At 65.8% G+C, this 23,942-nt stretch carries 29 protein-coding genes; 8 read left to right on the forward strand and 21 right to left on the reverse strand.

Translation table 11 applies throughout. From position 1 onward, the window contains the following. Positions 1-2: 2 nt before the first annotated feature. From GAK38_RS16170 to traJ, 6 genes are read right to left on the reverse strand one after another with little or no spacing between them, the layout of a single operon-like run. Positions 3-392, reverse strand: coding sequence for a conjugal transfer protein TraD (locus tag GAK38_RS16170; RefSeq protein ID WP_074052987.1), 390 nt, complete (start codon positions 390-392; stop codon positions 3-5). Positions 393-413: 21 nt separating this feature from the next. Next, entirely contained in the window at positions 414-2,477 is a 2,064-nt protein-coding gene (locus tag GAK38_RS16175) for a DNA topoisomerase III (protein WP_058664033.1), read from the reverse strand. 10 nt (positions 2,478-2,487) lie between these two features. After that, positions 2,488-3,024, reverse strand: a complete 537-nt coding sequence (gene traF, locus GAK38_RS16180) for a conjugative transfer signal peptidase TraF (protein ID WP_000086826.1) — start codon at positions 3,022-3,024, stop codon at positions 2,488-2,490. Next, positions 3,021-4,934 carry a type IV secretory system conjugative DNA transfer family protein gene (locus GAK38_RS16185; RefSeq protein ID WP_058664034.1) on the reverse strand — a complete coding sequence of 638 codons (1,914 nt, stop codon included), beginning with the start codon at positions 4,932-4,934 and terminating at the stop codon, positions 3,021-3,023. Before GAK38_RS16185 ends, traF begins: the two co-directional genes overlap by 4 nt. Then, positions 4,931-7,171, reverse strand: a complete 2,241-nt coding sequence (gene traI, locus GAK38_RS16190) for a TraI/MobA(P) family conjugative relaxase (protein WP_325345882.1) — start codon at positions 7,169-7,171, stop codon at positions 4,931-4,933. Before traI ends, GAK38_RS16185 begins: the two co-directional genes overlap by 4 nt. 34 nt (positions 7,172-7,205) lie before the next feature. Then, positions 7,206-7,580, reverse strand: a complete 375-nt coding sequence (traJ, locus tag GAK38_RS16195; protein ID WP_000426567.1) for a conjugal transfer transcriptional regulator TraJ — start codon at positions 7,578-7,580, stop codon at positions 7,206-7,208. Positions 7,581-7,953: 373 nt separating this feature from the next. Here traJ and GAK38_RS16200 point away from each other — a divergent pair, with 373 nt between their 5' ends. Genes GAK38_RS16200 through GAK38_RS16210 form a run of 3 tightly spaced genes read left to right on the forward strand, consistent with a single transcriptional unit; the run spans position 7,954 to position 9,520 of the window. After that, positions 7,954-8,355: a TraK family protein gene (locus GAK38_RS16200; RefSeq protein WP_074052985.1), complete on the forward strand. Its 402-nt coding sequence runs from the start codon at positions 7,954-7,956 to the stop codon at positions 8,353-8,355. Continuing rightward, positions 8,355-9,080 (forward strand): nucleotide-binding protein, encoded by a 726-nt coding sequence (locus GAK38_RS16205; RefSeq protein ID WP_041025153.1) that lies wholly within the window; start codon positions 8,355-8,357, stop codon positions 9,078-9,080. The genes GAK38_RS16200 and GAK38_RS16205 overlap by 1 nt, the downstream gene beginning before the upstream one ends. Beyond that, positions 9,080-9,520, forward strand: a complete 441-nt coding sequence (locus GAK38_RS16210) for a conjugal transfer protein TraM (RefSeq protein WP_041025154.1) — start codon at positions 9,080-9,082, stop codon at positions 9,518-9,520. The genes GAK38_RS16205 and GAK38_RS16210 overlap by 1 nt, the downstream gene beginning before the upstream one ends. Before the next feature lie 202 nt (positions 9,521-9,722). Here the strand turns inward: GAK38_RS16210 and kfrC are convergent, their stop codons facing one another. The 13 genes from kfrC to GAK38_RS16275 form a co-directional block, all read right to left on the reverse strand. After that, positions 9,723-10,376 (reverse strand): IncP plasmid survival protein KfrC, encoded by a 654-nt coding sequence (kfrC, locus tag GAK38_RS16215; protein ID WP_325345888.1) that lies wholly within the window; start codon positions 10,374-10,376, stop codon positions 9,723-9,725. Between the two features lie 27 nt (positions 10,377-10,403). After that, a complete protein-coding gene (gene kfrB / locus GAK38_RS16220) occupies positions 10,404-10,751 on the reverse strand; it encodes an IncP plasmid survival protein KfrB (protein WP_041025156.1) in 348 nt (115 codons plus the stop codon). A gap of 170 nt (positions 10,752-10,921) precedes the next feature. Continuing rightward, on the reverse strand, positions 10,922-11,953 hold the full coding sequence (locus GAK38_RS16225) for a DNA-binding protein (RefSeq protein WP_074052984.1): 1,032 nt from the start codon (positions 11,951-11,953) through the stop codon (positions 10,922-10,924). Positions 11,954-12,131: 178 nt separating this feature from the next. Beyond that, positions 12,132-13,181 (reverse strand): transcriptional repressor gene korB, encoded by a 1,050-nt coding sequence (locus GAK38_RS16230; RefSeq protein ID WP_325345890.1) that lies wholly within the window; start codon positions 13,179-13,181, stop codon positions 12,132-12,134. Further along, positions 13,178-13,942: a ParA family protein gene (locus GAK38_RS16235; protein WP_000855329.1), complete on the reverse strand. Its 765-nt coding sequence runs from the start codon at positions 13,940-13,942 to the stop codon at positions 13,178-13,180. The genes GAK38_RS16230 and GAK38_RS16235 overlap by 4 nt, the downstream gene beginning before the upstream one ends. Continuing rightward, positions 13,939-14,241, reverse strand: coding sequence for a transcriptional regulator KorA (locus GAK38_RS16240; RefSeq protein WP_000746876.1), 303 nt, complete (start codon positions 14,239-14,241; stop codon positions 13,939-13,941). The genes GAK38_RS16235 and GAK38_RS16240 overlap by 4 nt, the downstream gene beginning before the upstream one ends. 113 nt (positions 14,242-14,354) lie before the next feature. Further along, complete coding sequence (locus GAK38_RS16245) at positions 14,355-14,885, reverse strand: DUF2761 domain-containing protein (RefSeq protein ID WP_209279609.1); 531 nt, start codon at positions 14,883-14,885, stop codon at positions 14,355-14,357. 1 nt (position 14,886) lies between these two features. Continuing rightward, on the reverse strand, positions 14,887-15,216 hold the full coding sequence (gene kleE, locus GAK38_RS16250; RefSeq protein ID WP_325345894.1) for a KleE stable inheritance protein: 330 nt from the start codon (positions 15,214-15,216) through the stop codon (positions 14,887-14,889). Positions 15,217-15,360: 144 nt separating this feature from the next. Further along, positions 15,361-15,576 carry a DUF2688 domain-containing protein gene (locus GAK38_RS16255; RefSeq protein ID WP_074052979.1) on the reverse strand — a complete coding sequence of 72 codons (216 nt, stop codon included), beginning with the start codon at positions 15,574-15,576 and terminating at the stop codon, positions 15,361-15,363. A gap of 59 nt (positions 15,577-15,635) precedes the next feature. Then, the gene (gene kleA, locus GAK38_RS16260) at positions 15,636-15,872 is read right to left on the reverse strand and encodes a stable inheritance protein KleA (RefSeq protein WP_041025162.1); all 237 of its coding nucleotides are present in this window, start codon (positions 15,870-15,872) and stop codon (positions 15,636-15,638) included. Between the two features lie 156 nt (positions 15,873-16,028). Continuing rightward, positions 16,029-16,286, reverse strand: a complete 258-nt coding sequence (korC, locus tag GAK38_RS16265) for a transcriptional repressor KorC (RefSeq protein WP_041025163.1) — start codon at positions 16,284-16,286, stop codon at positions 16,029-16,031. A 16-nt stretch (positions 16,287-16,302) separates the two neighbouring features. Further along, positions 16,303-17,517, reverse strand: a complete 1,215-nt coding sequence (locus tag GAK38_RS16270; RefSeq protein WP_325345897.1) for a klcB — start codon at positions 17,515-17,517, stop codon at positions 16,303-16,305. A gap of 51 nt (positions 17,518-17,568) precedes the next feature. Continuing rightward, positions 17,569-17,997, reverse strand: coding sequence for an antirestriction protein (locus tag GAK38_RS16275; RefSeq protein WP_041025165.1), 429 nt, complete (start codon positions 17,995-17,997; stop codon positions 17,569-17,571). A 170-nt stretch (positions 17,998-18,167) separates the two neighbouring features. On the opposite strand from GAK38_RS16275, the gene GAK38_RS16280 reads away from it, so the two are divergent. Both GAK38_RS16280 and GAK38_RS16285 read left to right on the forward strand, forming a co-directional pair. Beyond that, the gene (locus tag GAK38_RS16280) at positions 18,168-18,437 is read left to right on the forward strand and encodes a ribbon-helix-helix domain-containing protein (protein ID WP_001260984.1); all 270 of its coding nucleotides are present in this window, start codon (positions 18,168-18,170) and stop codon (positions 18,435-18,437) included. After that, positions 18,434-18,748 (forward strand): type II toxin-antitoxin system RelE/ParE family toxin, encoded by a 315-nt coding sequence (locus GAK38_RS16285; RefSeq protein ID WP_074052977.1) that lies wholly within the window; start codon positions 18,434-18,436, stop codon positions 18,746-18,748. The genes GAK38_RS16280 and GAK38_RS16285 overlap by 4 nt, the downstream gene beginning before the upstream one ends. 1,352 nt (positions 18,749-20,100) lie before the next feature. Here GAK38_RS16285 and trfA read toward each other — a convergent pair. Both trfA and GAK38_RS16295 read right to left on the reverse strand, forming a co-directional pair. Then, the gene (gene trfA, locus GAK38_RS16290; protein WP_074052976.1) at positions 20,101-21,321 is read right to left on the reverse strand and encodes a plasmid replication initiator TrfA; all 1,221 of its coding nucleotides are present in this window, start codon (positions 21,319-21,321) and stop codon (positions 20,101-20,103) included. A 47-nt stretch (positions 21,322-21,368) separates the two neighbouring features. Then, positions 21,369-21,710 (reverse strand): single-stranded DNA-binding protein, encoded by a 342-nt coding sequence (locus GAK38_RS16295; protein ID WP_058664040.1) that lies wholly within the window; start codon positions 21,708-21,710, stop codon positions 21,369-21,371. Between the two features lie 113 nt (positions 21,711-21,823). On the opposite strand from GAK38_RS16295, the gene GAK38_RS16300 reads away from it, so the two are divergent. From GAK38_RS16300 to trbC, 3 genes are all read left to right on the forward strand, one after another. After that, the gene (locus tag GAK38_RS16300; RefSeq protein ID WP_000283041.1) at positions 21,824-22,186 is read left to right on the forward strand and encodes a transcriptional regulator; all 363 of its coding nucleotides are present in this window, start codon (positions 21,824-21,826) and stop codon (positions 22,184-22,186) included. A 311-nt stretch (positions 22,187-22,497) separates the two neighbouring features. After that, positions 22,498-23,460, forward strand: a complete 963-nt coding sequence (gene trbB, locus GAK38_RS16305) for a P-type conjugative transfer ATPase TrbB (protein ID WP_074052975.1) — start codon at positions 22,498-22,500, stop codon at positions 23,458-23,460. 16 nt (positions 23,461-23,476) lie between these two features. After that, positions 23,477-23,941: a conjugal transfer system pilin TrbC gene (gene trbC / locus GAK38_RS16310; protein ID WP_074052968.1), complete on the forward strand. Its 465-nt coding sequence runs from the start codon at positions 23,477-23,479 to the stop codon at positions 23,939-23,941. Position 23,942: the final 1 nt, after the last annotated feature.

Raw genomic sequence — 23,942 nt, forward strand, 5'->3', positions numbered from 1 at the left:
GGTCAGCCCTCCGACGCCTTGCGCGCGGCGGCCTGGGCCACCGTCTCGCCGGGCCGCAGGTCGTACAGCTCGCGGGCGTTCGTGGTGGTGATGAACGGCGGGATGTCGGCGCTCGGGCCTTCGTCGTCCAGGAATGCCGGCTCCAGCGCGCCATCGACTTCCACCAGGTCGTCGCCGCTCGCGGCGGCGTCCTGCTCGGACAGCGCATCCTCCACGAACGCGCCCACGCGCTCGGCTTCGTCGGGGTCGAACTCGACCTGGAAGCCGGGCGTCAGCGCGTCGGCCATCTTCTCGCGCACGGCCTCGCGGCCGGCGGCGTCGTCGTCAACCGGCGGCAGGACGGCCAGCGGCTCGTCCTGGGCGGCGGTGTTGGTGGTGGTTTGCTCGGTCATGGTTGATCTCCTTCGCTGTGGTCATTCGGACGCCGGGCCGCTGCGGCCCTTGCTGTAGTCGGGCCGGCCCTTGAGGTCGGGGTAGGTCTGCTTGCACGTGGGGAAGTTGCTGCAACCCCACCAGAATTGCCCCTTCTTCTTGCTCGGCCGGCGCGACAAGCCGCTGCCGCAGGCCATGCACTTGTGAAGGGACGACACCGGCGCGGCCTCCTTGCCGCCGGCGATGGTCACGGCTCCGCTGTTGGCCTTCGCCACCTGGTCGCGGATGAACGTCTCTTGCTTCGTGATGAAGGCGTCCAGGGCGGCCGTGCCCTGCTCGACGCCTTTCAGCATCCGCTCGTAGAGGGCGGTCAGCACCGGGCTTTTCACAACCTCGGGCAGCGCGTCGATGACGCTGCGGCCGAGGGTCGTGCTGATGATCTGCTTGCCCTTGACGGCCAGGAACTCGCGCCGCTTCAACTCGGAAATGATCGACGCGCGGGTGGCGGACGTGCCGATGCCGTCGCCCTCGCGCAGCATCTTCTTGTGCTCGGCGTCGCTGACGAACTTGTGGATGTTCTCCATCGCCCGGATCAGCGTGCCCTCGGTGAAGCGCGCCGGCGGCTTCGTCTTGGCGTCCTTGCGGGTGGCGTCCGTGCAGGTCACGGCGTCGCCCTGGGCCATCGACGGCAGGGCCTGCGTGCCGCTGTCGTCGTCCTCGTCCTTCTCGGTTTCCTCGTCGGCCTGGCTGTACACGTCACGCCATCCGTTGCGCGTGACTACCTTGCCGCTCGCGGCGAAGTTCTCGCCCGCGATCTCGACGCCCACGGTGGTCTGCATGTACTCGTGCAGCGGGTAGAACTGCGCCAGGTACGCGCGCACGATCAGGTCGTAGATGTTGCGCTCGCGCTCGCTGAGGGCGGCCTTGCTGCCCTTCTGCATGGTCGGCACGATGCCGTGGTGCGCGGTGATCTTCGAGTCGTCCCACGTCTTGGACTTGATGCGCGGGTCGGCACCATCGACCAGGCCGGCCAGCTCGGGGTTGACGTGCTTGATCGCTTCCAGCACGCGCGGGGCGTCGGCGTGCTGCGACTCCGGCAGGTAGGCGCAGTCGGTGCGAGGGTACGAGGTCAGCTTGTGCGTCTCGTAGAGCGCCTGGCAGGTGTTCAGCACGTCCTCGGCGCTGTAGCCGAACTTGGCCGAGGCCACGGCCGTAATGTCGGACAGCGCGAAGGCCAGCGGCTGGTTCTGCTTCTTGGCTTCCTGCTTGTACGCGGCGATGGTGCCCGGCTGGCCCTTGACGGCGGCCACCAGGGCATCGGCGACGGCGGTATCGACAAGGCGGCCCTCACTGTCCAGGCCAGCTTGATCCTCCTTCGCCTTCCAGGCGGCGGCGAAGCTGCCGCCTGCGTGCTGCACCACGGCCCGGATGGTGTGGTACGGCACGGCCTTGAACGCCTCGATCTCGCGGTCGCGGGCGACCACGAGGGCCAGCGTCGGCGTCTGCACGCGGCCCACGGTCAGCAGGGCGCGCGAGCCGCCGCGCTGCGCGCGCAGCGTGTACGCGCGGCTGAGGTTCATGCCGATCAGCCAGTCGGCGCGCTGCCGGCCGCGTGCGGCGTCGGCCCAGCCGGCATAGGTGGTGTTCTCCTTCAACGCGGCCAGGCCGCGCTTGACGGAAACCGAGTCCTGCGCGCTCACCCAAAAGCGGCGCACCGGCTTGCTGTTGCGGAAGTGCTCCAGCACTTCGTCAACCAGCAACTGGCCTTCGCGGTCGGGGTCGCCGGCGTTGACGACTTCCTTGGCCTCCTTGAGTAGCTTGCCGATCACGGCGAGCTGCTTCTTCGCGTCGTCCTTGGGCTTGAGAATCCAGCTCTCGGGAATGATGGGCAGTTCATCGACGCGCCAGACCTTCTTGCCCGACTGGCCGCGCGGCACGTCCTCGGGCGTGTACTCGTCGGGGTCGGCCTGTTCGAGCATGTGCCCGAAGCACCAGGTCACTTTGTCGGTGCCGCATTCAATGAAGCCGTCGCCCTTGCCGGTCGCGCCCAGCTCGCCGGCGATGGCCTTGGCGACGGACGGCTTTTCTGCGATGAAAAGGCGCATGGTGTGTCTCCTACCAGGTGATGACCGGACGGATCACGGTCTTGATTTGCGAACGATTGATCGGGCCGAAGTAGCGGCCGTCGAAGGATGTGGCGCTCACGTCCGACATAAGCAGCACCTCGGAATTGCCGAGCGTGTAGCTGTTGGACTGGTAGCGCGGCAGCGGCCGCCCGGCCTTATCGGCCTTGATCGGCGCGCTGAGGGGCAGCAGCTCGCCGTTGACGCGCACACCGTCATCGGCGACGGCCACGGCATCGTCTTTAGCGGCTAAAACGCGCTTCATCATGTAGCCGTAGCCGCCCTGGCAGAAGCCGGCTCCGATGTAACCCCTTTCCTTGGCGTCATCGAACACGCCGAGCTGCGGCGGGCAGAAGAGGACGTAGGCCCCCTTCTCCACCGGCGCGCTGCTCGTCCAGTACAGGCCGACCGGAATGCTCTTGGTGGTGTTCACGCGGGCACCGGCGGCATAGCCGCCGGCGGCCAGCAGCAGGGCGGCCACGCCCGCGATGGCGACGCCGGCCGCGATGCGTTTCAGGATGCGGCTCATATCGTGATGCCCTCCCCTTCCGTCTCGGCCTGTGCGACGGCGCGCAGGCGGTCGCTGACCTTGGGCGCGGGGATCGCGGCGCGTGCCGAGAACACCGGGTCTTTGAAGTACAGGGGTTGCTTGCCGTAGATCGCCGGGTAGCCCGCGACGTAGATCACCATGTCGCCGGCCTCTTCGATCTCGCCCTGGGCGTTCTTCTTCGGCCCTGGCATGCGCAGGCATTCATCAGGCGTCAGCAAGGGACGCTGCACTTCCTGGTAGGTGCGCGACACCTGGCCCAGCATCGCCGCCGTGCGGCGGCCGCTGGTCGTGATCTGCTCCTTCACCACGGTGGTCTGCCCGGTGAGGCGGGATAGGTGTTCGGCCGTCTCGACGCGGTTGGGCGGATAGGCGTTCTGCACGTGGCAGTTCGACGTGATGCTTTCGTCGTGGCCGTAGCCCGTCTCGCGGCTCTTGAGCTGGTTAATGTCCTGGCAGATGAGGTAGCACTTGATGCCGTAGCCGGCCACGAAGGCCAGCGACTCTTGCATGATCTCCAGCTTCCCGAGGCTCGGGAACTCGTCCAGCATCATCAAGAGCCGGTGCTTGTAGTGCGCCACCGGGCGGCCGCCCTCGAAGTCCATCTTGTCGGCCAGGAGGCGCACGATCATGTTCACCATGACGCGCACCAGCGGCCGCAGGCGGGCCTTGTCGTTGGGCTGGGTGACGATGTAGAGGCTTACCGGGTCGTCCTCGTGCATCAACTGCTTGATGCGGAAGTCCGACCGGCTGACGTTGCGGGCCACCACGGGGTCGCGGTAGAGGGCCAAGTAGGACTTGGCCGTGGAAAGCACCGAGCCGGCCTCTTCCTCGGGCCGATCCATCATGTCGCGGGCCGCCGAGCCGATGGCGTGATGGTTCTGGCCGTCTACGTGCCCGTAGGTCGCCATTTCCATCCAAAGCTCGCCAATGTCGCGGTTCGGGTCGGCCAGCATCGCATCGACGGACGGCAGCGTGGCGGTGCCGCCCTCGTCCTTGGCCTTGTACAGCGCGTGCAGGATCACCCCGACCAGCAGCGCAAAGGCGGTCTTCTGCCAGTGCGAGTCCAGGCCCTTGCCGTCCGGGTCAACGATCAGCGTGGCGAGGTTCTGCACGTCGCCCACCTCGTATTCGGTGCCGAGGCGGATTTCGTCCAGCGGGTTCCAGCAGACGCCGCCCGAGGTGCTGGCCGGCTCGAAGCGCAGCACCTTGTTCTTTGCGTGCTTCTGCCGCCAGCCGGCGGTCAAGGCCCACAACTCGCCCTTCAAGTCGGTGATGACGCTGCTCGCGCCCCAGGACAGCAGCGTGGGCACCACCAGGCCGACGCCCTTGCCCGAGCGCGTGGGTGCGTAGGTCAGCACGTGCTCGGGGCCGCTGTGCCGCAGGTAGAAGAAATTGCCGTCCTTGTCCTGCCAGCCGCCCACGTACACGCCGGTGGCCGTGGGCGCGGCCTTGCCGGTGACGATCTCCAGGACGTTGCGCTCGCGCGGCAGAAGGCCGGCCGCCTGAATGTCCTTCTTCTCGGCCCAGCGGGCCGAGCCGTGCAGGTACTCGTTCGCCTTCGAGCTGTTGGACGTGACGACCTTCGCCACGGCCACGCCCAGCAGGCCCACGGTCGAAACCAGCATCCCCATGCTGCCGGCCTTCATGATCTCGTCCGGGTACTGGCTGTACCACTTGTACGTCCAGTGCAGGATCGACCAGGGCGCGTACACGTGGCCCACGTTGGGGCCAAGGGTCGCGTGATAGGCGAACGTGTGAGCGAAGAACTGCGTCGCGGCCTGGAGGCCGCCGACCATCGAGGCAGCGCCCAGCACCGGCAGCAGCTTGCTCGGCTTCGGTTTGGCGGATCGGACTTGCGGCCCTACCGCGTTGTTCATCTTGATCTTCATCTACTCCTTCCTTTCGATGTTTTGATGGAGCCTTTCGCGGTGATCGAGACGGCATCGCCGACCGCGATGCGCGTCAAGCGCCGGGCCGTGGCCTGGTCGATGGGCATAACCATGACCTCATCACCTCGCTTCAAGAGGGCCAGCGCCTGGCCCTCGATAGTCCTGGTGCCCTGGAATGAGAGCGCACCATCACCGGCAGTATATCGGGAATGCTTCGGTATATCGAAACCTTTTAGGCGCTTCGCCTCGCGCTCGGCGATGTACTTGTCGGCGGCGGCCACGCCCGGCGGCGTCGGGCTTACTCCTGTTCCTGGCCGAGAAATTCCCCGTCGCAGTGCGTGATCTGGTTGGGTTCCTTGCTGCTCCACGTGACGAGAAACATCACGCGGCAGTAGCACTTCACTTCCGCCGGCGATGCGAACCACACCGAGTTCGGACAGTGCTCGCAAACGGTGCTGGCTTTGGGGCGGCGGTTTTCTTCCAAGGCGTCCAACGTCGGGCTTCCGGTGGACGCTGGCGGCGTGAAGGCCGGCGTCGGCGCGGTCGCCTCTGCCGGCTGCTGGCCGGCCGTCGCCTGCTCGGGCGACGGCTGCGGCTCCGGTAGCGTGCTGGTCGGCAGCGGGCCGCTGTCCAGGGCCGCCAGCGCCGCGTCCAGCTCGTCCTCGATGCTCGGGTCTTTCGGTTCGCTCATGGGTGTTCTCCTTGTTCAAAAGCGCCTGCCGCCGGCTCTCAAGAGCCGGATCGGTGAAGGTGATGGGTAGCTGGGAATCGACGGCGGCGCGGATCATCTGCGCCTTGAACTCCACCGTGCCGTTGACGGTGATGCGGTTGCCGTAGCGTTGCATCGCCAGGCGCAGGGCTTCTTGCAGCCCTTCGCGCGTGGCCTCGCGGGAGACTTGCAGGCGGTCGCCGTCATCGCGCACGGCACTCATGCCGGCGCGGAAGATGATCGTCCCCTTCTTCGTGATGTTGTCCACCGCCGGCGCGTGGCCGGGCTTCGCCTGGCCTTCGCCCCGGATGGTGTTGCCCTTGAGGCCCTGGGCCGCCTCGCGGGCGCGCAGAGCGGCCAGGGCGTCGGCGCTGCCGCGCTGCGCCTCCTTCTTGAGCCAGTCGGCCCACGTGCGCCGGCTGTGTTCGGCGTACAGGGCGGTGCGCTCCTGCTGGAACTGCTTGTTGATCGCCTGGATTTCGCTGCGCAGGGCCTTGCTGGCCTGGGCGTACAGCAGCTTCTTGTTCGTGCGGCCCTCGCCGACTACCTTGATCGTGGCGCGGCGCAGGCGATTCGACCGCTTGGCCGCCTCGATCAGCCGATCCTTGCGATGGCGGGCGCGCTCCAGTGCCTGGCCGCGCGCCGTGGTCAAGCTCTGCTGCTCGGCCTTGTACTTCGCGTACAGCTCCACGGTGTTGACGCGGAGACGGATGGGGTCTTTTCGGTACTGCCGCTTCGCGGTGGTTTGTGCTTGCCGTTCGGGCGAAGCCTCGAACGGGCCAAGCCGCGCCTCCAGGCTCGGCTTGGAGAGGTCGCGGGCTACTGTGCTCGCCTTCACCATCGTTCCGTCGCCGGCCTCGAACACGAGGCCATTGGCACGGACGCGCAGCTCCAGGCCGTTGTCGCGCATGACTTGGTGTAGCTCCTGCCAGGACTGCGCGCCCTTGATCTCGTCCAGGCACTCGCGCTTGATCCATCCGACCAGGCTTTCCACGCCGGCATGCCGCTCCATGTCGGCGGCCCGGCCCTCCGCGCCGCGCTTGCGCGGCTCGTGGTTGTCGCGCTCCAGGCCGTAGTCGCGCTCCAGGGTCGTGCAGAGTTCCGCCAGCGCCCGGTGCGGGTAGTACGGCTCGTGCATCGTGTGCCGGGTCGGGTGAATCTTGTTGATGGCGATGTGGATGTGCAGGTTGTCGGTGTCGTTGTGGACGGCACTGATGCGCTGATGCTCGCCATAACCCAGCCCGGCGCAAATGCGTTCCTCAATCGCGCGCAAGGTGTCGGCGCTGGGCTGCTCGCCAGCCCGGAAGCTGACGATCAGGTGGTAGGTCTTGTCGCCCTTCGCGCGGGTGTTCGTGTGCTGGGTCGCCAGCACCTCCGTGATGGCGTCCTGGATGGAACCGGCCTCGCAGTTCGTGGCCTGCACCTGGCCCAGCCGGTGGTCTTTGCTTTGGGCGTCGGTGATGTAGTTCGCCAGCCCGGCGAAGTCGCTTTTGCCAAGCGAGCGCATCGGCACGTGCTTGGCGATCATGGCCGGCCTCCCGGCTTTTTAGCGGCTAAAAAGCTCAAGGCTCGGCCCTCGGCTGAACCACGGCTTTCATGATCCGGCTCATTTCGTCCTGGGTGGCCTCGATCCGGCCCAGCAGGGCCAGGATGGTCGCCTCGCCGAACTGGAGCGTTCGCACGTCATCGGTCAGCCAGAGCTTGAGCAGGCCGCCGAGCCGGCCAAGGTCGCCGTTGACGCGCACCAGCTCGCGGACGTGCTGGTAGTCCATGACGCCCTTGATCTGGTAGCCCTGGCCCACGTCGCGCAGGTAGCGCGCCACGCTGACGCCCGCCCTCTTGGCGTTCGCCTCGATCTCGTCTTTCTCTTCGGGGAACACCGGCACCCGCAGGTGCTGCCGCCGCCGGCGGCCGTGCTCCTTCTCGTCGTTCTCCATGCCTCGCCTCGTCTGTCGTGCCGGCGGTAGCCGGCTGCCTCGCAGAGCAGGATGACCCGTTGAGCGCCCCCGGCGCGAATAAGGGGCAGTGAAGATAGATAACCGGCTCGCCGGTTAGCTAACTTCACACATCCTGCCCGCCTTACGGCGTTAATAACACCAAGGAAAGTCTACACCAGTCACTACGATTTATCCGCAACTATCGCGCTATCAGACCACAAAAGCAGCAACGGATATAGCGAAACCCGCGACAATGGCCCATAATGCCGCTGTCGAAGCGTGCCAATGCACGCCGATAGCGGACTTTTTGCGTTTCCGTAGCGCCGCTTAGTAGCGTTACATTTGCGACGAGAGGATTAGATGGACGAACACGATGCCAAAGACCTACCCCGAAGAGCTGGCTGAATGGGTGAAGGGACGGGAAGCCAAGAAGCCGCGCCAGGACAAGCACGTGGTCGCGTTCCTGGCCGTCAAGAGCGACGTGCAAGCGGCGCTCGATGCGGGCTATGCGATGAAAACGATCTGGGAGCACATGAAGGAAACCGGCCGGCTGCGCTGTCGGTACGAAACCTTCACCCAGCACGTGAAGCGGTACATCAAGGCCGTGCCGGTCATTGCTGCGCCGGCTCCTGCGACTTCCCCGGACAGCCAGGCCAAGGGCGCGAAGCCCAATCCGAAGGCCGCCCCACCGGCCTCGGAACCCCCTAAGAGTGAACCGCCCAAGATCGGCGGCTTCACGTTTGACGCGACTCCAAAGAAAGAGGATTTACTGTAATGGCAAAAATTCACATGGTTCTGCAAGGCAAGGGCGGCGTCGGCAAGTCGATGATCGCGGCCACCATCGCGCAGTACAAAGCCGGCAAGGGACAGAAGCCGCTTTGCATCGACACCGATCCGGTGAACGCGACGTTCGAGGGCTACAAAGCCCTGAACGTGCGCCGGCTCAACATCATGGACGGCGACGAGATCAACACCCGGAACTTCGATGCCCTGGTCGAGATGATCGCGTCGGCCGAGGGCGACGTCATCATCGACAACGGGGCCAGCTCCTTCGTGCCGCTGTCGCACTACCTCATCAGCAACCAGGTGCCCGCGCTGCTCCAGGACATGGGCCACGAACTCGTGGTGCATACGGTTGTGACCGGCGGCCAGGCTCTGGTGGACACGGTGAGCGGCTTTTCCCAGCTCGCCAGCCAGTTTCCCGCCGAATGCCTGTTCGTGGTCTGGCTGAACCCGTATTGGGGGCCAATCGAGCACGAGGGCAAGGGGTTCGAGCAGTTGAAGGCGTACACGGCCAACAAGGGCCGTGTGTCGGCCATCATCCAGATTCCGGCGCTGAAAGAGGAAACCTACGGCCGCGACTTCGCCGAAATGCTCCAGGATCGGCGCACCTTTGATGAGGCCCTGGCCGATTCGGCGCTCACGATCATGACGCGGCAGCGGCTCAAGATCGTGAAAACCCAGCTCTTCGCCCAGCTCGAAAACGCGGCGGTGCTCTGATGGCGACCGACGACAAGATCGAGGAGCTGATACGGGAGATCGCGGCCAAGCACGGCATCGCCGTGGGCCGCGACGATCCGATCTTGATCCTCCAGACCATCAACATGAAGCTGATGCAGGACAGCGCATCGGCCCAGCAGGAAATCCTGGACGCCTTCAAGTCGGAACTGGAGTCCATCGCCCACCGATGGGGTGATGACGCCAAGGGAAAGGCGGAAAGGACGCTCAACGCGGCGCTGGCGGCCAGCAAGGACGCCATGACGCGGGGGATGCAGGAGGGCGCGAAGGCGGCCGCCGAGGCCGTGCGGCGCGAGGTTGAGGCGGTGACGGCGCAGCTCGTCGCGCCGATCCGCGAGGCGCGGCGCGTCGCCATGATGAACATGGTCGCGGCCGGCATGGCGGTTGTGGCCGCCGGCCTGGCCCTGTGGGCCTCGCTGTAGATGGCGATGCGGGATCTCATCGTCAGAACTGGCGATGGTCGACCGCGCCGGCGGCATCGCCAGGTTCGGCGATGCTGGCCAGCGCCCGGCATCGTCGCCGGTGACGATGCTGCAGGACGGCCCGCCAGGCCCCTCGGCGGGGCATCCCTCGCCAGAAGTGGCGAGGCTCGAGAAAAAAGCCCGGCAACCGCCGGGCTTCGTTTTATGCGGGCCTGGCTGACAGGCCCAAGGACTGCGATCTTCCTGGCCGCTCCTGGGCCTGGGATTGCTTGCGCTCCTGCTCCTGCTTGCGCATCAGCAGCTCATGCCGGCGGGCGGCCTCGCGCATGGCATCCCAATCGGACGCCAGTTCGGGGTTCTCGGCGCGCATCTTGCGCGTCGCCAGCTCTTCGATCTTCGGCGAGTGCAGGCCCATGCCCTCCTTGATCTCGCGGACGGCCTCCAGGCGCGCGTGAAGGGTCTGCAAGCGGGCCTGCTGCTGCGCCTGCTGGTTTTGCCAGGCTCGCTTAGAGCCGGGCAAGGACAGTCGGCCAGGCGCGGACGCCTGGGTCTGCTGCAAGCGGGCCTGCTGCCGGTCGATCAGGTTTTCTAGCCTGTCCTCGATGTGCTCCACCTGGTCGTGCTTGGCCTGCACGTAGAGCGCCAGGGTTTCGGGATAGGACTGCTCGACCGGGGCCGCCTCTAGGGTGGCCTGCTGCTCGATCTCGGCCGCCTGGGCGGTCTCCAGCAAGTCGGCTCCGGTTTCCTCGCGCGAAGCGCCGAAGGCGGCACCGCCGAGGGTGGCCGGCGCGCTGACGCGGGCCGGCTTCGTGGCGCGGCTCTCGGTGCCGCTGCCGGGGATGGTGAGTCGTTTCAAGGCGTGCCTCCTTTTTAGCCGCTAAAGCTACATGGAGCGCCCCCGCGTCAGTTTCGGGGCCTCTGCGGCAACCGCCGCCTTGCCCTGGTCGTTGTAGCTGATGCTTTTCGCGCTCCCGATTTCAGGTACTTTATCGAAATCTGACCGAGCGTGCATGACAAAGTTCTTGCCGATCTGCTGGTACACGTTGGTGGCGTCGGCGTGAACGATCACGCCGGCGTGGGTCTGCTTCTTGTCGGCCGCTTGGGCCGTGTACAGGTTGTAGATGCCGGGCTTCAACGCACCCGCCTTGTCTACTTTCTGATTCGTCCAAGCGCCGTCCTTTTCGGCCTGAACGATGCGCTGACCGTTCATGACCAAGAGGCGTTCTTTCATCGGGCACTCCTATGGTTGCCGTGGTTCTCAAAAGGGTGATGGTGGCCCCATGCAAGCCGCGCTCCAACAAAAAAGCCGACCTCGGCAAAGCGAGGCCGGCTCTTCCCTGCGGCCGGAATGTGCGTTTTGTCAGGGTTCCAGGGTAATTTTAAGGAAAACCAACCGATTTATCAGGTCTTTTTGCGTCCGCCGCTGGTCGGATCAGCCGGCCGGCCTTGTGCCATGACGGTTTCCAGGGCCTCCAGCCGGCCGCGAAGCCCGGCCGCTTCCTCGCGGGCCTGGGCGGCGTCGCGCTTCGCCTGGTCGCGCTCGCCCTGGGCGGCGGTCAGCCGCTCGGCCTGGCGGTGCGCCTCGGCCGCCATCGTCTTGCGCTGCTCCTGGTGGGCCTGCTCGGCCGCTTCGGCCTTGGCCTGCACCTTCACCAGTTCGGCGCGCACCTGGTCGCGCTCGGCGGCCGCCGCCTCGGTGGCCTTCCGCTGCTCGGCCTGAGCCGCCCGCGCCTGGTCGGCTGACTGGTTTGCCCGTTCCAGGTCGGCGCGCAGCTCGCCGGCGCGGCGCTCGATCTCGGCGGTTCGGCTGTTCGCGGCCGCCAGGTCGGCCCGCAGGGCCTCCACCTGGTCGGCGCTGGCCGTCGCCTTCTCCTGGGCCTTGTCGCGCTCTGCGCGCGCTTGGCGGGCTTCCTGGTGGGCGTGATCCAGCTCCGTGCGCAGTTCGCCGGCCCTGGCCTCGGCCGTGGCCGCGCGCTCGCTGGCCGCCGCCAGCTTGCCGCGCAGTTCGTCGGCCTCGCCCTTGGCGGCCGCTTCTACGCCCTCCAGGGCCGCGATCCGGGCCTTGGCCTCGTCCAGCTCGCCGGTGAGCTGGTCGGCCAGCTCTGCGGCTTCCTGGCGCGCTGCTTCCGTCTCCTGACGCACGGCCTCCAGCGCCTCGCGCTCGGCGGCCAGGCGGTTGTTCGCCATTTCCAGGGCGACGGCCCACAAGTCGCCGCCAAGCTCGGACAGCTTGTCGGTGATCGCCTGCGGGGCCGGCTCGCGGATCGGCGCGGCCTGGCTGGCCTTCCGTGCGCGCCACTCGTTCATCGCCTCGCTGATGGTGGTGAAGCTGCCGCTGCCGAGCTGCTTGCGCACGTTCGCCAGCGTGGGGTTCTGGCCGGCCGCGTCCAGCTCGTCGGCCACCGCAAATATCTGCTCCTTCGAGATTGCCATGTCGGGCCTCCTTTCGGCCGTTGTATGTTGTAGCGTGTAGCATACTACAACATACAACACTACACAAGCGGTTTAGGTGAACTTTTTTTAGCCGCTAAAACGCGGACGAAAAAAAGCCCCGCTCGATGGCGGGGCGATGGGTGGGGGTCGGTGGTCGGCGTGCCCGGCGCGGGGCGCGTCAGCCCTCCAGCAGCGCGACGAGTCGCACGGTTCCAAGGTCGGCCTCGAACTCCTGGCCGTCATCTTCGTACTTGAGCCACGCCCACCCCTCGGCCGGGGGACGGCGGTTCAGGATCAACCGTGCCGGCCGGTCGTCGTGCGTGACCTGGATGATGGCCTTCTTGAGCTTGTCGGGGTCGGCCTCCTTCGGCTCCTTCTTCCCCTTGGCGTCATCATCCTGCGGCCCCTGCTCGCCGTCGCCGGCCTCGGCGTCGGTCTTGCCGGTCAGCGCATCGACGGTGTTGGGATCGCGGTCGCCATCGTCGTGACTGCGCTTGTCCTCCAGGAACTCGCGCAGCAGCTTCACCGAGCCGCGCGTCAGTTCCTGGCTGTCGTCGGCCAGCCAGGCGGCCACCTCGTCGGGGTTCTTCTTGTAGGCCGTCACCAGCTCGTTGATGACGGTCACGTCCTTGCCCCGGCCGCTGTTGAACGCCTCGGCGATGGGTTCGGGCAAGTCCAGCAGCGTGACGTGCTGCGTGACGAAGGCCGGCGACTTGCCGATCTCCTTGGCGATCTCGCCCTTCTTCTTGCCCTTCGCCAGCTCGCGGCCGATGAAGTCGGCGATCTCGCGCGCCGTCAGCTCGTTGCGTTGCAGGTTCTCGATAACCTGGTCGGCCTCGTTGTAATCGTTGTCGATGAAGGCCGGGATCGTCGTCTTGTGCGCCCACTTCGAGCCGCGATAGCGCCGCGCGCCGTGGTTGATGAGGTAGCGCCCCGGCGCGTCCTGGTTCTCGCGCACGCTGATGGGCGACTTCACGCCGCGCGCTTTGATCGTCTCGCCGATCTCCGCGATGCTCTTCGGCGAGAAGCCAGGGTTGTCGGCCGTGCGCGGCTGATGCGGGTCTTCGTCGATCAGGTCAAGCGGCAGCTCCTGCGGGCCTGCGCCGCCGGCGTTGGCCGCTGGCTGCTCGTTCAGCAGGCCGGCCAGGTCGCCCAGCCCGTCCAGGCCCAGCCCGGACGATTGCGGCTTGTCCTGCTCCTTCTTCTTGGCGTTGGTCTTGGCGCTCATTGCGCGATCTCCATCTTCGTGAATACGTAATCCGCCAGCGCACGCACCTCCTGGGTGGCCTTCCGCGCGGCGGTCTTCTTGATCTTCCACACCGGCATCTGCTCGCCCAGCGCCTCGGCGATGCTGTCACGCGCGCCGATGCTGAACGGCAAGATGAGCTGCGGGTATGCCTGCTGCAACGTCGCCAGGTTGTTGACGTGGCGCGGCTTCCGCGCGTCCACCTTGTTCGGCACCATGCCGAGGAAGCGCAGCTTGGGGTTCTGCTTGCGCAGGTTGCTGATGACCGCGACCATCTTCTTCATGCCCTGCAAGCTGTACGCCTCCATTTCGATGGGCGACAGCATGTAGTCGGCCGTCAGGACGGCCGCCGTCATGGCAACGCCAAGGGAGGGGGCCGTGTCGATCAGGCACACGTCGAAGAACTCGCCCAGCGCGGCCACACTGGCCCGCAGCGCGGCGGCCGCCTGGGACAGCTCCATCTTGTCCAGGTTCGCCAGGTTGGCGTCTGCCGCGATCAGGGCCAGGCTCTCGCCCTCGCGCTTGCCGAACCAATAGCGCAGGTCGTCGGTGTCGCCGGTGAACAACTGGCTGGCGAGGTAGCCCGATTGGTACGCCGACAGCGTGAACGATGCGTTGCCCTGGGTGTCCAGGTCGATCACGGCCACGCGAAGGCCGCGCTCCAGGAAGTCGAATGCCAGGTGGCAGGTGGCGAACGTCTTGCCCTGACCGCCCTTCTGAATTGCCGTGACCAGTGTTTTCATGACTTGGGTTCCTGTTTCCTCTTGGCGTCTGCTTCCCACTTCTTGACGATGAACGCTTGATGCTCCGGCAGTACCGCCGTCACCCGCTCGAAGCCCTCGGGGAGCTGCCCCCCCGCTGCTGCCCATACGCGACTGACCGCCTGCGACACTGCCCCCTTGGTCAGCCCCAGCGAAGTGACAAACTCCGCCTGGGGCCGGCCATCGACCAGCACGCCGCGCGCTATGTCGATGGTCTGCTGCCCGATCTCCAGCCCCTTGATGGCCGTCTGGAATTGGGCTTCGGTTAGCCGTTTCTTCATGGATTGCACCCATAACACTCCACACCCGGTTTGTTGAACAAATGGCGGTGCCAGCCGCCGACCATGTGCAGAAGTTTAGCTAAACCATCCGAAGCCGTCAAGCGTTTTAGCGGCTAAAAATTCGTCCGCGCCTTGTCGATGGCCGACGCCGCCAGGGCCGCCGCTTGCGCCTGCGCCCAATGGTCGGAATCGACCGCGCACGCGCAGAGCGTCGCCCCGTCCAGGTCGTAGAAGACGGCCGGCCGCCCCTCTACCTTCGCCTCGATGCGCAGCGCCTCGACGGGCAACCCCAGCCCGGCCGCGATGACCGCCAGGGTGGCACGCTGCAAGGCCAGCTCTTCCCCCTTGGCGTCAATGAGCTGTGCCGCATGGGTGGCACTGAGGAAGAACGTCATCAGCGGGCCTACGGTGCGCGTGCCGCCGCTGGCAAAGCACACGTCGAAGGAACCGCCGCCCACGTGCGGATCGACGCCTTCCACGAGACGCCAGGGGTCAAGGCCCCATTCCTCGGATTGCGCGCTGTACCAGTAGGCCGGCGCGTCGCCGTTCAAGTCGCTGTCCGCGTACTCGCGCACCAGGACGGCCACGCGGCCCGTGGTCGGCTCCACGAAGCCAGGCGGGTAGGGGAGGGTCTGCTTTGCCATGTCAAAGCCCTTTCGGTTTGTAGATCGAAACGAAGTAGGTGATCGCGGTCAGTGCCGCGAAGTACGCCAGGAACGACCAGCCGGCATACACGCCGGGCGTGTTCCAGTGGTAGAGCATCCGCACGAACTGGAAGAAGGTGATGATCGACAGCACCCACTTGAGGATCGGCCAAACCAGCACGGTCGCAACCCATAGGAACTTCACCAGGCCGGCCAGCAGGCCCCGGCCCTCGGCATTGGGCGCGGCAGGCGCAGCGGCAGGCGCGGCAGGCTGCACCGGCTCATCGGCCGGTGGCTTGCTCGCCCTGGGAAACTTGACGATGTTGGACATAGCTTGACCCTCCACGCGGTTACGTGTTGAATGCTGGATGCTCCCACTCGGAAGCATGGTTACGGTGTGCCAGCACCAGGCCAAGCGCCCCGGATCACTCCGGGGCGTTCCTCCACCTGGGGCCGTCGAACGTGTGGAATGCCGTCATTGCAACGTCGCTCCGCTCATGTGCCGAACGGCCGCAGCCAGCAGCATTTCCGTCAGTTCGTTATCTTCCTCCGGCGTGATGCAATCGCCGCAGATGCTCCCGAACTTCTCGCGTGCCGCATCGGCGCCGATGATGCTGTGGCTCAAGGTGCGGATGGTCTTGCCGCAGCGCCGGCAGCACGTCTCGATGATCTCGATCTTGCCCTTGCTCATGGGGACTGTTTCCTCTTGGCGTTCCGTGGATGACCCGGCCGAAGCCGGGCCGCCTTCCTTTACCAGCCGACGCTGCGCTTGGCCTGCTCGACCACCTGGCTCGACCATTCGCCTTTGGCACTGGCCTCCAGGCTCAAGGCGGCGAAGTAGGCTTTGCCGCGCAGCTCTTCCGCCTGCTTCACCAGCTCGGCCGCCTGGCCCATCGTGGCCTCGATCTGGTCGCGGCGGGCTTGGAAGTCGGTGGCCTGCACGTTCGGTAGGGCGTCAACCCAGGGCATGATCTTGTTCTTGCTCATCGGAACTTCTCCGGTAATCGACCTGGGCGGAATGCCCGGCCTTCAAGTGCTATATTAGGACAAAATGTCCTAGACTGTCAAGCACTTTAGCTAAACTATTTTCGCTTTACCGTAATCCGATGCTGGCACTTTAGCCGCTAAAACTCTTCCTTGGCGTCAAACCTCTTTCCAGATCAGCCCGAGGCCGGCGTAGTCGCACAGCAGCGCCCAGGCCGCATAGGGGATCGGGGTGTCCTCGCCCACCCAGCGCCGGATCGTCCGGTCGCCCTTCGGGCCAAGGCCCAGCACCTTCGCGGCCTTCCCGCCGGTCAAGCCGGCCAGACGCAGCACCTCGCGCACCTCTTCGCCGGTCGGCTGCGCCCACCTCTCGGCCGGCTTCAAGCACTCCAGCCGGATATTGGCGTCGTTCGTCATTCGTTCTTTCTCCTGGTCATGTGATGAGCCGCAGTTGGTCGAAGCCGTAGATCGACTGGATGCAGCTCGGGTCTGAATCGACCACGCGGCGGCCCGCGCGGTTGGTCTTGTATGTCACCGGCCGGTCATCGTGCGCCCACACCTGGCGGGTGTCTGGATGCACCTTCACGATGATGACGCGCTTGCCGATCTCCTTGGCGAACACCGGATGGTGGACGCTCACGATCTCGCAACGCTGGCCGGGCGCAGGCGCGAACTCCACCAGGTCGGTCGGGCCTGCATCGCCATTTCTGACGGTGCTGCAGGATGCCGGCCCGCTGCTTGGCATCGTCGCTTCTGCCGGTGTAGGCCCGCCCTGGGTCTGCTCGTCATCGTCGGTTTTGACGGTGCTGCAGGTCATCGCCGTTTCCGTCGATGCGGGATCTCGCCCCCGGCCAGCGGCCCCAGCCTTTCCCTTGGCGTCGGACTTGGCGGCCCTGGCCGCCTTGACCTTGGCCGCCGCGTCGGCCGCCCACCGCCGCGCGATGAAAGCCTTGTGCGCCGGCAGCACCACATCGACCAGGACGAAGCCCGGCGGGATCGTCACGGTCGCCGGCTCGCGCCGCGCCGGCGGCACCAGGCCGGCCAGCCAGTCGGGCAGGGGAGTGTCGGCCAGGCGGTCGCGGTAGCTGGCCTCGATCAACACCGGCCGTTTCTTCTCGGCCAACATGGCCGCCAGGATGCCGCGCGCAACCTCGTCCACGGTCATGCAGCCCCGCGCCGTGTCGAAGTGCGAGCGATAGCCCGTCGCCGAGATAAACGGCCTGTCCAGGTCAACCGCGTGGAACTGGAAATGCGCGTTGAGCGGCCCGCCATAGCCGGCCTCGTACTCCACCAGGGCGCGCACGTCGCCCGCCACGGCCAGGAACTGGCCGCGCTGGCCCCACAAGGGCACGTCGCCCGGCACCGCTGCGCAATGCCGCCCGATGACGCGGCCGGCGGCCTCGTCGTCGGCCATGCACCCGAAGTTCGTGCCGCCGTTCAACTTCCAGATGATCGCCTCGTAGCGGTCGCCGGCCACCTCGGCCGCCGCCCCGTCGCCGCGCATGACAGCCGCGTCGATCTCCACCACGGCCGCAACGGCCGCAGCCAGCAGGCCGTCACGGTCTGCCGGCAACGCGGCCAGCAGCTCGGCCGCCGGCGCACTCCAATCCTGGCCCGCCTGGGCCGATTGCTTTGTTCGCTTCGCCATCGTTTGACGTGCTCCTGGTGCAGCCCCGGCCGTAGCCGGGGCCGCCCCTCATCAGTCAATAGCCCGGTAGATCGCGGCGGCCTCGGGATGGCCGGCCGCGAAGCCGCGCAGGAAGTGATAGCGGTCGATCAGGGCGTCGGCCGCATCCGTGCCGGCGATCTCGGCCGCGAGCTGGCCGAGCGCGAACAGTGTTGCGACAATGCCGGCGGCATCGGCGGACAGCTCGCCCCGGAAGCCGTTGCCGTCTACCTCGATCTCCAGGCGCTCGGCCAGGTCGGGAGCCAGGTAGAAACCGCCGTCCGACAGGGTGTAGTAGTGCCAATACGCGCCGCTGTAGCTCTCGCAGAGCCGGCGCAGCCAGGCGTACACCAGGGCCTCGCCGCGCATCATCAGGCGCGGGCCGAAGTAGGTGGGGAGGAAGTCGAGGCGCTGGGCCTCGGCGACCAGGGAAGCGGTGACAGGTTGCTCTTGGGTGTTCATCGGACGTTCTCCGGTAGTTGACCTGGGCGAAATGCCCGGCCTTCAAGACGTATATTAGGACAAAATGTCCTAGCCTGTCAAGAACTTTAGCTAAACTTTAGCGGCTAAACTGGACTTCATCCCCTTGGAGTGATAGGATTGAATCCTATTGAACCGATTGGAGGCCGCCCATGCGCACCACTCAACAACTGAGCATCACCCTGCCGAACGACATGGCCGACGTGGTGAAAACGAAGGTCAAGACCGGCGAGTACGCGAGCGAAAGCGAGGTCATCCGCGACGGCCTGCGCGCGCTACTCGCGCGTGATCGCGCCGTCGAGTCCTGGCTTCACAACCAGGTCGGCCCGGCCTATGACGCCCTGAAAGCCGATCCCTCTCGCGCCGTCACCGCCGACCAGGTGCGCGCCCGCCTGGCCGCAGAGCACGCGAAGGCGCAATGAGCTACGCGGTCGTTTTCTCGCCCGAGGCCGAAGAGCAGCTTGCCGAGCTGTACCGCTACATCGCAGCGGCGGCCTCGCCTGACGTTGCCGCTCGCTACACCGAGGCAATCGTCTCCTACTGCGAAAGCCTGCGCACGTTCCCGCTGCGCGGCACCATGCGCGACGATGTGCGGCCTGGCCTGCGCATCACGAACTACCGCAAGCGCGCCGTGATCGCCTTCGACGTGGCCGGTGATCTGGTTTCCATCATCGGCGTGTTCTACGGCGGGCAGGACTACGAGTCGATCCTGCACGACGACGCGGACGACTGAACCCCCCGCTTCTTGACACTTGAGGGGCGCAATCGCGCCCTGGGCCTGGCAGGCCGACCCCCTCCCTTGGCGTTCAACCTTGCGGCCTTCGAGCCGGCGCGATCTTCCAACTTGGCGACGGCGGTGGAGTCACCGCGGCCTTGACAGTTGGGGTGTCCAGAGGGGGCCTTGGCCCCCTTTGGAAGAGCACGAACTTCTGCCAGGCGCTTGCGCCTGGCTACGGTCAGCCGCAGCGCCGTAGGCGCTCCATTCTTGGGGTGAAGGCCGCAGGCCGAGGGGCAACGCCCCTGGGGGGATGGGAGGCCGCTTTAGCGGCCGGGTGGGATCGAGAAGGGGGGGCACCCCCCTTCGGCGGCCGGTCATTCTGCGCGGCACCTTGGGCCGGTTTGCCGCTTTTTTCGACACCCGGTTATAACAACCAGGTTTAATATAAAGGTTATGAAGGGTTAAAAGCCGGTTAGCTTGACCGAAAAACGCGCGCAAGCCGTTGATACGCCAAGGGAAAGGCTCGAAGGGCCGCCCCTCAAGTGTCAATGGATAAGCCCCCCAAGGGTCAATAGTCTGCCCGCCAAGTGTCAAGGATCGCGCCCCTCATCTGTCAGCACCCCCGCCCCTCAAGTGTCAGTACGGCAAGGCCCTTGCAAACAGGCTTATCCACAACTTCTGTGGATAAAGCCCACCCGATCAAGCACATAGGCCCGTCTCGACGGCCGCCAGCGCGGCTCCAGCCGGCCGATTTCGAGGCCGGCCCCTCATCTGTCAGCATCGCGCCGGGGTGCGCTGCCCCCCAAGTGTCAAGAAACGCCCCTCAACTGTCACCGGCCGGCGTCTTGTCCCCAAACGATCCACAAGGCCGACCAGGCGGCGCAGGCCCGCTACGGCCCCGAGAAGGGGCCAGGAAGGCCCGCCAGGGCCTCGTAGCCCAGCGGCGAGGGCCACCGGCCCGGTGAGCGTCGGGAAGGCGCTGGAAGCCCGTAGGGGCGAGACGGGCGGCCGTGGCCGCCTGGCTCGATGGCGAAGCGCGACATAGCCGGTTCTCGCGGCCGCAGGCCGGGAGAATCCCCCGTAGCTTGGCCCCTCAAGTGTCAAAGAGTGGATCTCATCGTCGGAAGTGGCGATGCGAGATCCAGCGGCGGCCGTCATCGTCGGAACTGGCGAGGGGGCCCTCGGTGCATCGTTGGATGTGGCGATGGTCGACCGTGGCCGGGACGTGGCCAGCCTCGCCGGAAATGGCGATGCTGCAGCTCGACGTGCGCGAGCTGGTGCGCGGTACTGCCTCGCCGGAAGTGGCGATGCTCGAGAAAAAAAGCCGCCTCGATCTCGGGCGGCTCCAGGGAAGGGAAGGGCGGCGATCACCGCTTGCAATGCACCAGGTCGTCGTTCACCCACGCGCTTTCGACCAGGCCGTTTTCGCGCAGCTCGTCGCACGCTTCGCCTACCTGCTCGCGCCACTTCTTCGGCCGGGTGGAATCCGAGCCGCACATCAGCCGGAACGTCTCCAGCTTGAGCGGGTACGGCTCCTTGTGGGTGGCGAAGTAGTCGAACATGCGCCGCGCCGTGGGCGACAGCTTGCGGTACTTCTCCCACACGAATTTCGTGTAGTGGTCGCCGGCGAACAGCACCACGATTTCGGCGTCGATCTCGACCTGGCAGCGCGACGTGCGCTTGCCGCGATCCAGGACGCGGAAGCGCCGGATCAGCGACACCGATTCCAGCCGGCCGATGCGCTGGGATGAGAACTGCATGGCCGACGCCTGGAGCCGCGTCAGGCATTCCTCGGCCCTCGTGTAGTACCGGCCGTTGATCGACCAGTCCAAGTCCTGGCAAAGCTCGTAGAACGTGAAGGAGACCGGCTCGCCGAGCGGGGTTCGCTTCGCGTACTCCAGCACCTGGGCGAACACCAGCTCGTCGTCGTCGGCGCGCAGCTCGATCCCGGTGTAGGTGATCTCCACGTCCTTGTTGACGTGGTAGATCGACTGGCCTTGCAGCGCGGCGCGCGGCACCTTCTTGTTGCGGACGGTGAAGATCGCCGAGCGCCCGAAGTCGTTGGGCAGCGCCCGCATGTGATCCGGCCAGGGGGCCAGGTCGAACAGCGAGAGCTGCATGTCCTTGATCTGCTGCTTCGTGTTCTTGAGCAATGCCGTCTGCTTGGCCTCGCTGACCTTCTCGGCCAGCTCGCCGCCGGCCGTTCGCTTCTTGGTCGCCATCGCACTACTCCGTTTGTCCTGGGCCAGCGCGTCGATCTGCTCGGCCATCCTGTTCACGGCGGTGCGCGGTTCGGGCGGCAGGCCCATCGTGCGCGCCAGCTCGTCCGACTCCCGCGCCATGCGCTCGGATCGCTCGACGGCGGCGCTCGCCGGCGTCGGTGGTTTCGGCGGCAGTGCCGCCTTGTTGTCGCCGGCCGTGGCCGGCAGCTCGAAGAGGGAACCGGCGGGGCGGAAAGCCCCGCCGGCGCTGCCCGAGTCCCTGCGAGCGGCGGCGGTACGGGCGGCAAGGTCGGTGGCGTCGGCTTCACTAAGCCCGCCCTCGATGAGCTTGCGCCTGTATTCCTGCTCGTTGAACTCGTTTGGCATCTAATCTCCCTCCTAGCATACTGCCCGGCCGTGGCCGGGCCTGGGCCTTACTGGCCGCCGCCTGGCGCTTTGGTGTCCAGGTATTCGATTTCCTCGGCGATGAAATCGAACCCGTATTCGGTCTTGCCTTCCTTCTCGTACTTCGTCGGCTCGATGCGGCCCTGCACGAAGACCTTGGAGCCTTTGCCCAGGTACTTGCCCGCGTTCTCGGCCAGGCCGCCGAACGACTTGATGCGGAAGAAGTCGGTCTGCTCCTGCTTCGCACCGGCTGCGTTGCGCCACACGCGATTGACGGCCAGGTCGAAAACGGCGCGGGCGCTGTTTTCGCTATGGCGAACGTCGGTATCGCGGGTAAGATTACCGATAAACTGGAACAGGTTGTGGCTCATTCGTCATGCTCCTTTCGCTAATGGAGTCGTCAGTTTAGCTAAACCTGCGTCCGTGGTCAAGAACTTTAGCGGCTAAAATTTTCTGCCGCCCGCACCGAGAAGGCATACGGGCCTTGTACAACTACATCTTCTTCACGAACGTGCTCCGGCTGCTCGATGAGCGGCACATGACGAAAAAGGAGCTATCGGACAGGTCGGGGGTTTCGATCTCCTTCCTGTCCGATCTCACTACTGGCAAAGCCAACCCCTCCCTAAAGGTGATGGAGGACATTGCGCAGGCCCTTGAAACTCCCCTGCCGCTCCTGCTTGAATCGACCGACCTGGACAAAGAAGCCCTTGACGCCCTAGCCGGCGGCAAGGCACCCCGAAGCCTCCCGCCAGGCTTCGAGCGCGTGGCGGCTGTGCTGCCCGAGCACCAGGCGTTCATCGTCAAGAAGTGGGGCGAAGCGGCACGGAAGAAACTTAGAGGGAGTTGACGCCAGGATGTGAGAAGGGAAGGGGAGCGGCACGGAACTGAGCCACAAGAGCCAGCCAAGTTTTAGCCGCTAAAGCCCGCCGGGGTGGCTCAACCCCCGGACAACACCCATAACGCAAACGCCACGGGTTCGGCGCGAGGGCGCACGGAGCATGCGCCGCGTTGTCGCCTCTTTCGTCCCTGCAATCCGCGACGCAACGTCGCGGCCGAAGTCGCCCTTGTGCGCTTCGGTGTTGCGGTCGAAATTAGTTCGGTATATCGTATGAACCTGTGTAGAATGCGCAAAACGCAACGGCATACAGGGCATACGGAATGACCGACCAGAAACCAGAACACAACAGCATCAAGGAACGGGCGAAGAAGAAGCTCGAACGCGACATGGGGCCGGAGCTGCTGGCCGCGCTCAACGATCCCAAGACCGTTGAAATCATGCTCAACGCGGACGGCAAGCTCTGGCTCGAACGCCTGGGCGAGCCGATGACGTGCATCGGCACGCTGCGCGTCGCGCAGGCGCAAGCCATCATCGAAACCATCGCGGGCTACCACGGCAAGGAAGTCACGCGCTCCAAGCCGATCCTCGAAGGCGAGTTGCCCCTTGATGGCAGTCGCTTCGCCGGCCAGCTCCCGCCCGTTGTGCCCGCCCCGACCTTCGCCATTCGGAAGAAGGCCGTCGCCATCTTCACGCTCGATCAGTACGTCGAGCGCGGAATCATGACCGCGCAGCAGCGCGAGGCATTGATTGCAGCGGTGCGCGCGCACCGGAACATCCTCGTGATCGGCGGCACCGGCTCGGGCAAGACCACGCTGGTGAACGCGATCATCAACGAGATGGTGATTCAAGACCCGACCGAGCGGGTTTTCATCATCGAGGACACCGGCGAAATCCAGTGCGCCGCCGAGAACTACGTCCAGTACCACACCAGCATCGACGTGAACATGACGGCGCTGCTGAAAACCACCCTCCGCATGCGCCCCGACCGAATCCTGGTCGGCGAGGTGCGCGGCCCCGAAGCCCTTGATCTGTTGATGGCCTGGAACACCGGGCACGAAGGAGGTGCTGCAACCCTGCACGCAAACAACGCCAAAGCTGGATTGGATCGGCTCGCCATGCTCATCAGCATGCACCCCGATTCCCCGAAACCCATTGAACCGCTTATCGGCGAGGCGGTTCACGTGGTTGTTCACATCGCCCGCGTCGAAGGCTCGCGGCGCATCCAGGAAATCTTGGAGGTTTCCGGGTACGTCAACGGCCAGTACATCACCAAAACCCTCTGACTAGGAGTTACGACCAATGCAAGCAACCCTCCCGGCATTCCGCCTCAACCGCAACGCCCTGTTCTACATGGGCCTCTTCGCCCTCTTGGCGTTCTTCCTGCTGGCCCCCCAGCACGCATTCGCCTCCGAAGGCACCGGCGGCTCTCTGCCGTATGAGAGCTGGCTGACCAACCTCCGCAACTCCGTCACCGGCCCGGTGGCCTTCGCGCTGTCGATCATCGGCATCGTGGTCGCCGGCGGCATCCTGATCTTCGGCGGCGAACTCAACGGCTTCTTCCGCACGTTGATCTTCATCGTCTTGGTCATGGCCCTGCTGGTCGGTGCGCAGAACATGATGAGCACGTTCTTCGGCCGTGGCGCGGAAATCGCCGCCCTGACCGATGGCGCGCTGCACCAGGTCAAGGTTGCCGCGCTGGACGTGGCCGGCTTCCCCGGTGAGGCCGTCATGCGCTGGGCCGAACGCGGCTACATCGCGGGGTAAA

The organism is Xylophilus sp. (assembly GCA_009914555.1).
GTDB lineage: Bacteria > Pseudomonadota > Gammaproteobacteria > Burkholderiales > Burkholderiaceae_C > WNDY01.

What these genes read in the sequence shown, in the direction of transcription:
- GAK38_RS16170 (WP_074052987.1), bottom strand. Translation starts at nt 392, where the DNA reads ATGACCGAGCAAACCACCACCAACACCGCCGCCCAGGACGAGCCGCTG.
- GAK38_RS16175 (WP_058664033.1), bottom strand. Translation starts at nt 2,477, where the DNA reads ATGCGCCTTTTCATCGCAGAAAAGCCGTCCGTCGCCAAGGCCATCGCC.
- traF (WP_000086826.1), bottom strand. Translation starts at nt 3,024, where the DNA reads ATGAGCCGCATCCTGAAACGCATCGCGGCCGGCGTCGCCATCGCGGGC.
- GAK38_RS16185 (WP_058664034.1), bottom strand. Translation starts at nt 4,934, where the DNA reads ATGAAGATCAAGATGAACAACGCGGTAGGGCCGCAAGTCCGATCCGCC.
- traI (WP_325345882.1), bottom strand. Translation starts at nt 7,171, where the DNA reads ATGATCGCCAAGCACGTGCCGATGCGCTCGCTTGGCAAAAGCGACTTC.
- traJ (WP_000426567.1), bottom strand. Translation starts at nt 7,580, where the DNA reads ATGGAGAACGACGAGAAGGAGCACGGCCGCCGGCGGCGGCAGCACCTG.
- GAK38_RS16200 (WP_074052985.1), top strand. Translation starts at nt 7,954, where the DNA reads ATGCCAAAGACCTACCCCGAAGAGCTGGCTGAATGGGTGAAGGGACGG.
- GAK38_RS16205 (WP_041025153.1), top strand. Translation starts at nt 8,355, where the DNA reads ATGGCAAAAATTCACATGGTTCTGCAAGGCAAGGGCGGCGTCGGCAAG.
- GAK38_RS16210 (WP_041025154.1), top strand. Translation starts at nt 9,080, where the DNA reads ATGGCGACCGACGACAAGATCGAGGAGCTGATACGGGAGATCGCGGCC.
- kfrB (WP_041025156.1), bottom strand. Translation starts at nt 10,751, where the DNA reads ATGAAAGAACGCCTCTTGGTCATGAACGGTCAGCGCATCGTTCAGGCC.
- GAK38_RS16225 (WP_074052984.1), bottom strand. Translation starts at nt 11,953, where the DNA reads ATGGCAATCTCGAAGGAGCAGATATTTGCGGTGGCCGACGAGCTGGAC.
- GAK38_RS16230 (WP_325345890.1), bottom strand. Translation starts at nt 13,181, where the DNA reads ATGAGCGCCAAGACCAACGCCAAGAAGAAGGAGCAGGACAAGCCGCAA.
- GAK38_RS16235 (WP_000855329.1), bottom strand. Translation starts at nt 13,942, where the DNA reads ATGAAAACACTGGTCACGGCAATTCAGAAGGGCGGTCAGGGCAAGACG.
- GAK38_RS16240 (WP_000746876.1), bottom strand. Translation starts at nt 14,241, where the DNA reads ATGAAGAAACGGCTAACCGAAGCCCAATTCCAGACGGCCATCAAGGGG.
- GAK38_RS16245 (WP_209279609.1), bottom strand. Translation starts at nt 14,885, where the DNA reads ATGGCAAAGCAGACCCTCCCCTACCCGCCTGGCTTCGTGGAGCCGACC.
- kleE (WP_325345894.1), bottom strand. Translation starts at nt 15,216, where the DNA reads ATGTCCAACATCGTCAAGTTTCCCAGGGCGAGCAAGCCACCGGCCGAT.
- GAK38_RS16255 (WP_074052979.1), bottom strand. Translation starts at nt 15,576, where the DNA reads ATGAGCAAGGGCAAGATCGAGATCATCGAGACGTGCTGCCGGCGCTGC.
- kleA (WP_041025162.1), bottom strand. Translation starts at nt 15,872, where the DNA reads ATGAGCAAGAACAAGATCATGCCCTGGGTTGACGCCCTACCGAACGTG.
- korC (WP_041025163.1), bottom strand. Translation starts at nt 16,286, where the DNA reads ATGACGAACGACGCCAATATCCGGCTGGAGTGCTTGAAGCCGGCCGAG.
- GAK38_RS16270 (WP_325345897.1), bottom strand. Translation starts at nt 17,517, where the DNA reads ATGGCGAAGCGAACAAAGCAATCGGCCCAGGCGGGCCAGGATTGGAGT.
- GAK38_RS16275 (WP_041025165.1), bottom strand. Translation starts at nt 17,997, where the DNA reads ATGAACACCCAAGAGCAACCTGTCACCGCTTCCCTGGTCGCCGAGGCC.
- GAK38_RS16280 (WP_001260984.1), top strand. Translation starts at nt 18,168, where the DNA reads ATGCGCACCACTCAACAACTGAGCATCACCCTGCCGAACGACATGGCC.
- GAK38_RS16285 (WP_074052977.1), top strand. Translation starts at nt 18,434, where the DNA reads ATGAGCTACGCGGTCGTTTTCTCGCCCGAGGCCGAAGAGCAGCTTGCC.
- trfA (WP_074052976.1), bottom strand. Translation starts at nt 21,321, where the DNA reads ATGCCAAACGAGTTCAACGAGCAGGAATACAGGCGCAAGCTCATCGAG.
- GAK38_RS16295 (WP_058664040.1), bottom strand. Translation starts at nt 21,710, where the DNA reads ATGAGCCACAACCTGTTCCAGTTTATCGGTAATCTTACCCGCGATACC.
- trbB (WP_074052975.1), top strand. Translation starts at nt 22,498, where the DNA reads ATGACCGACCAGAAACCAGAACACAACAGCATCAAGGAACGGGCGAAG.
- trbC (WP_074052968.1), top strand. Translation starts at nt 23,477, where the DNA reads ATGCAAGCAACCCTCCCGGCATTCCGCCTCAACCGCAACGCCCTGTTC.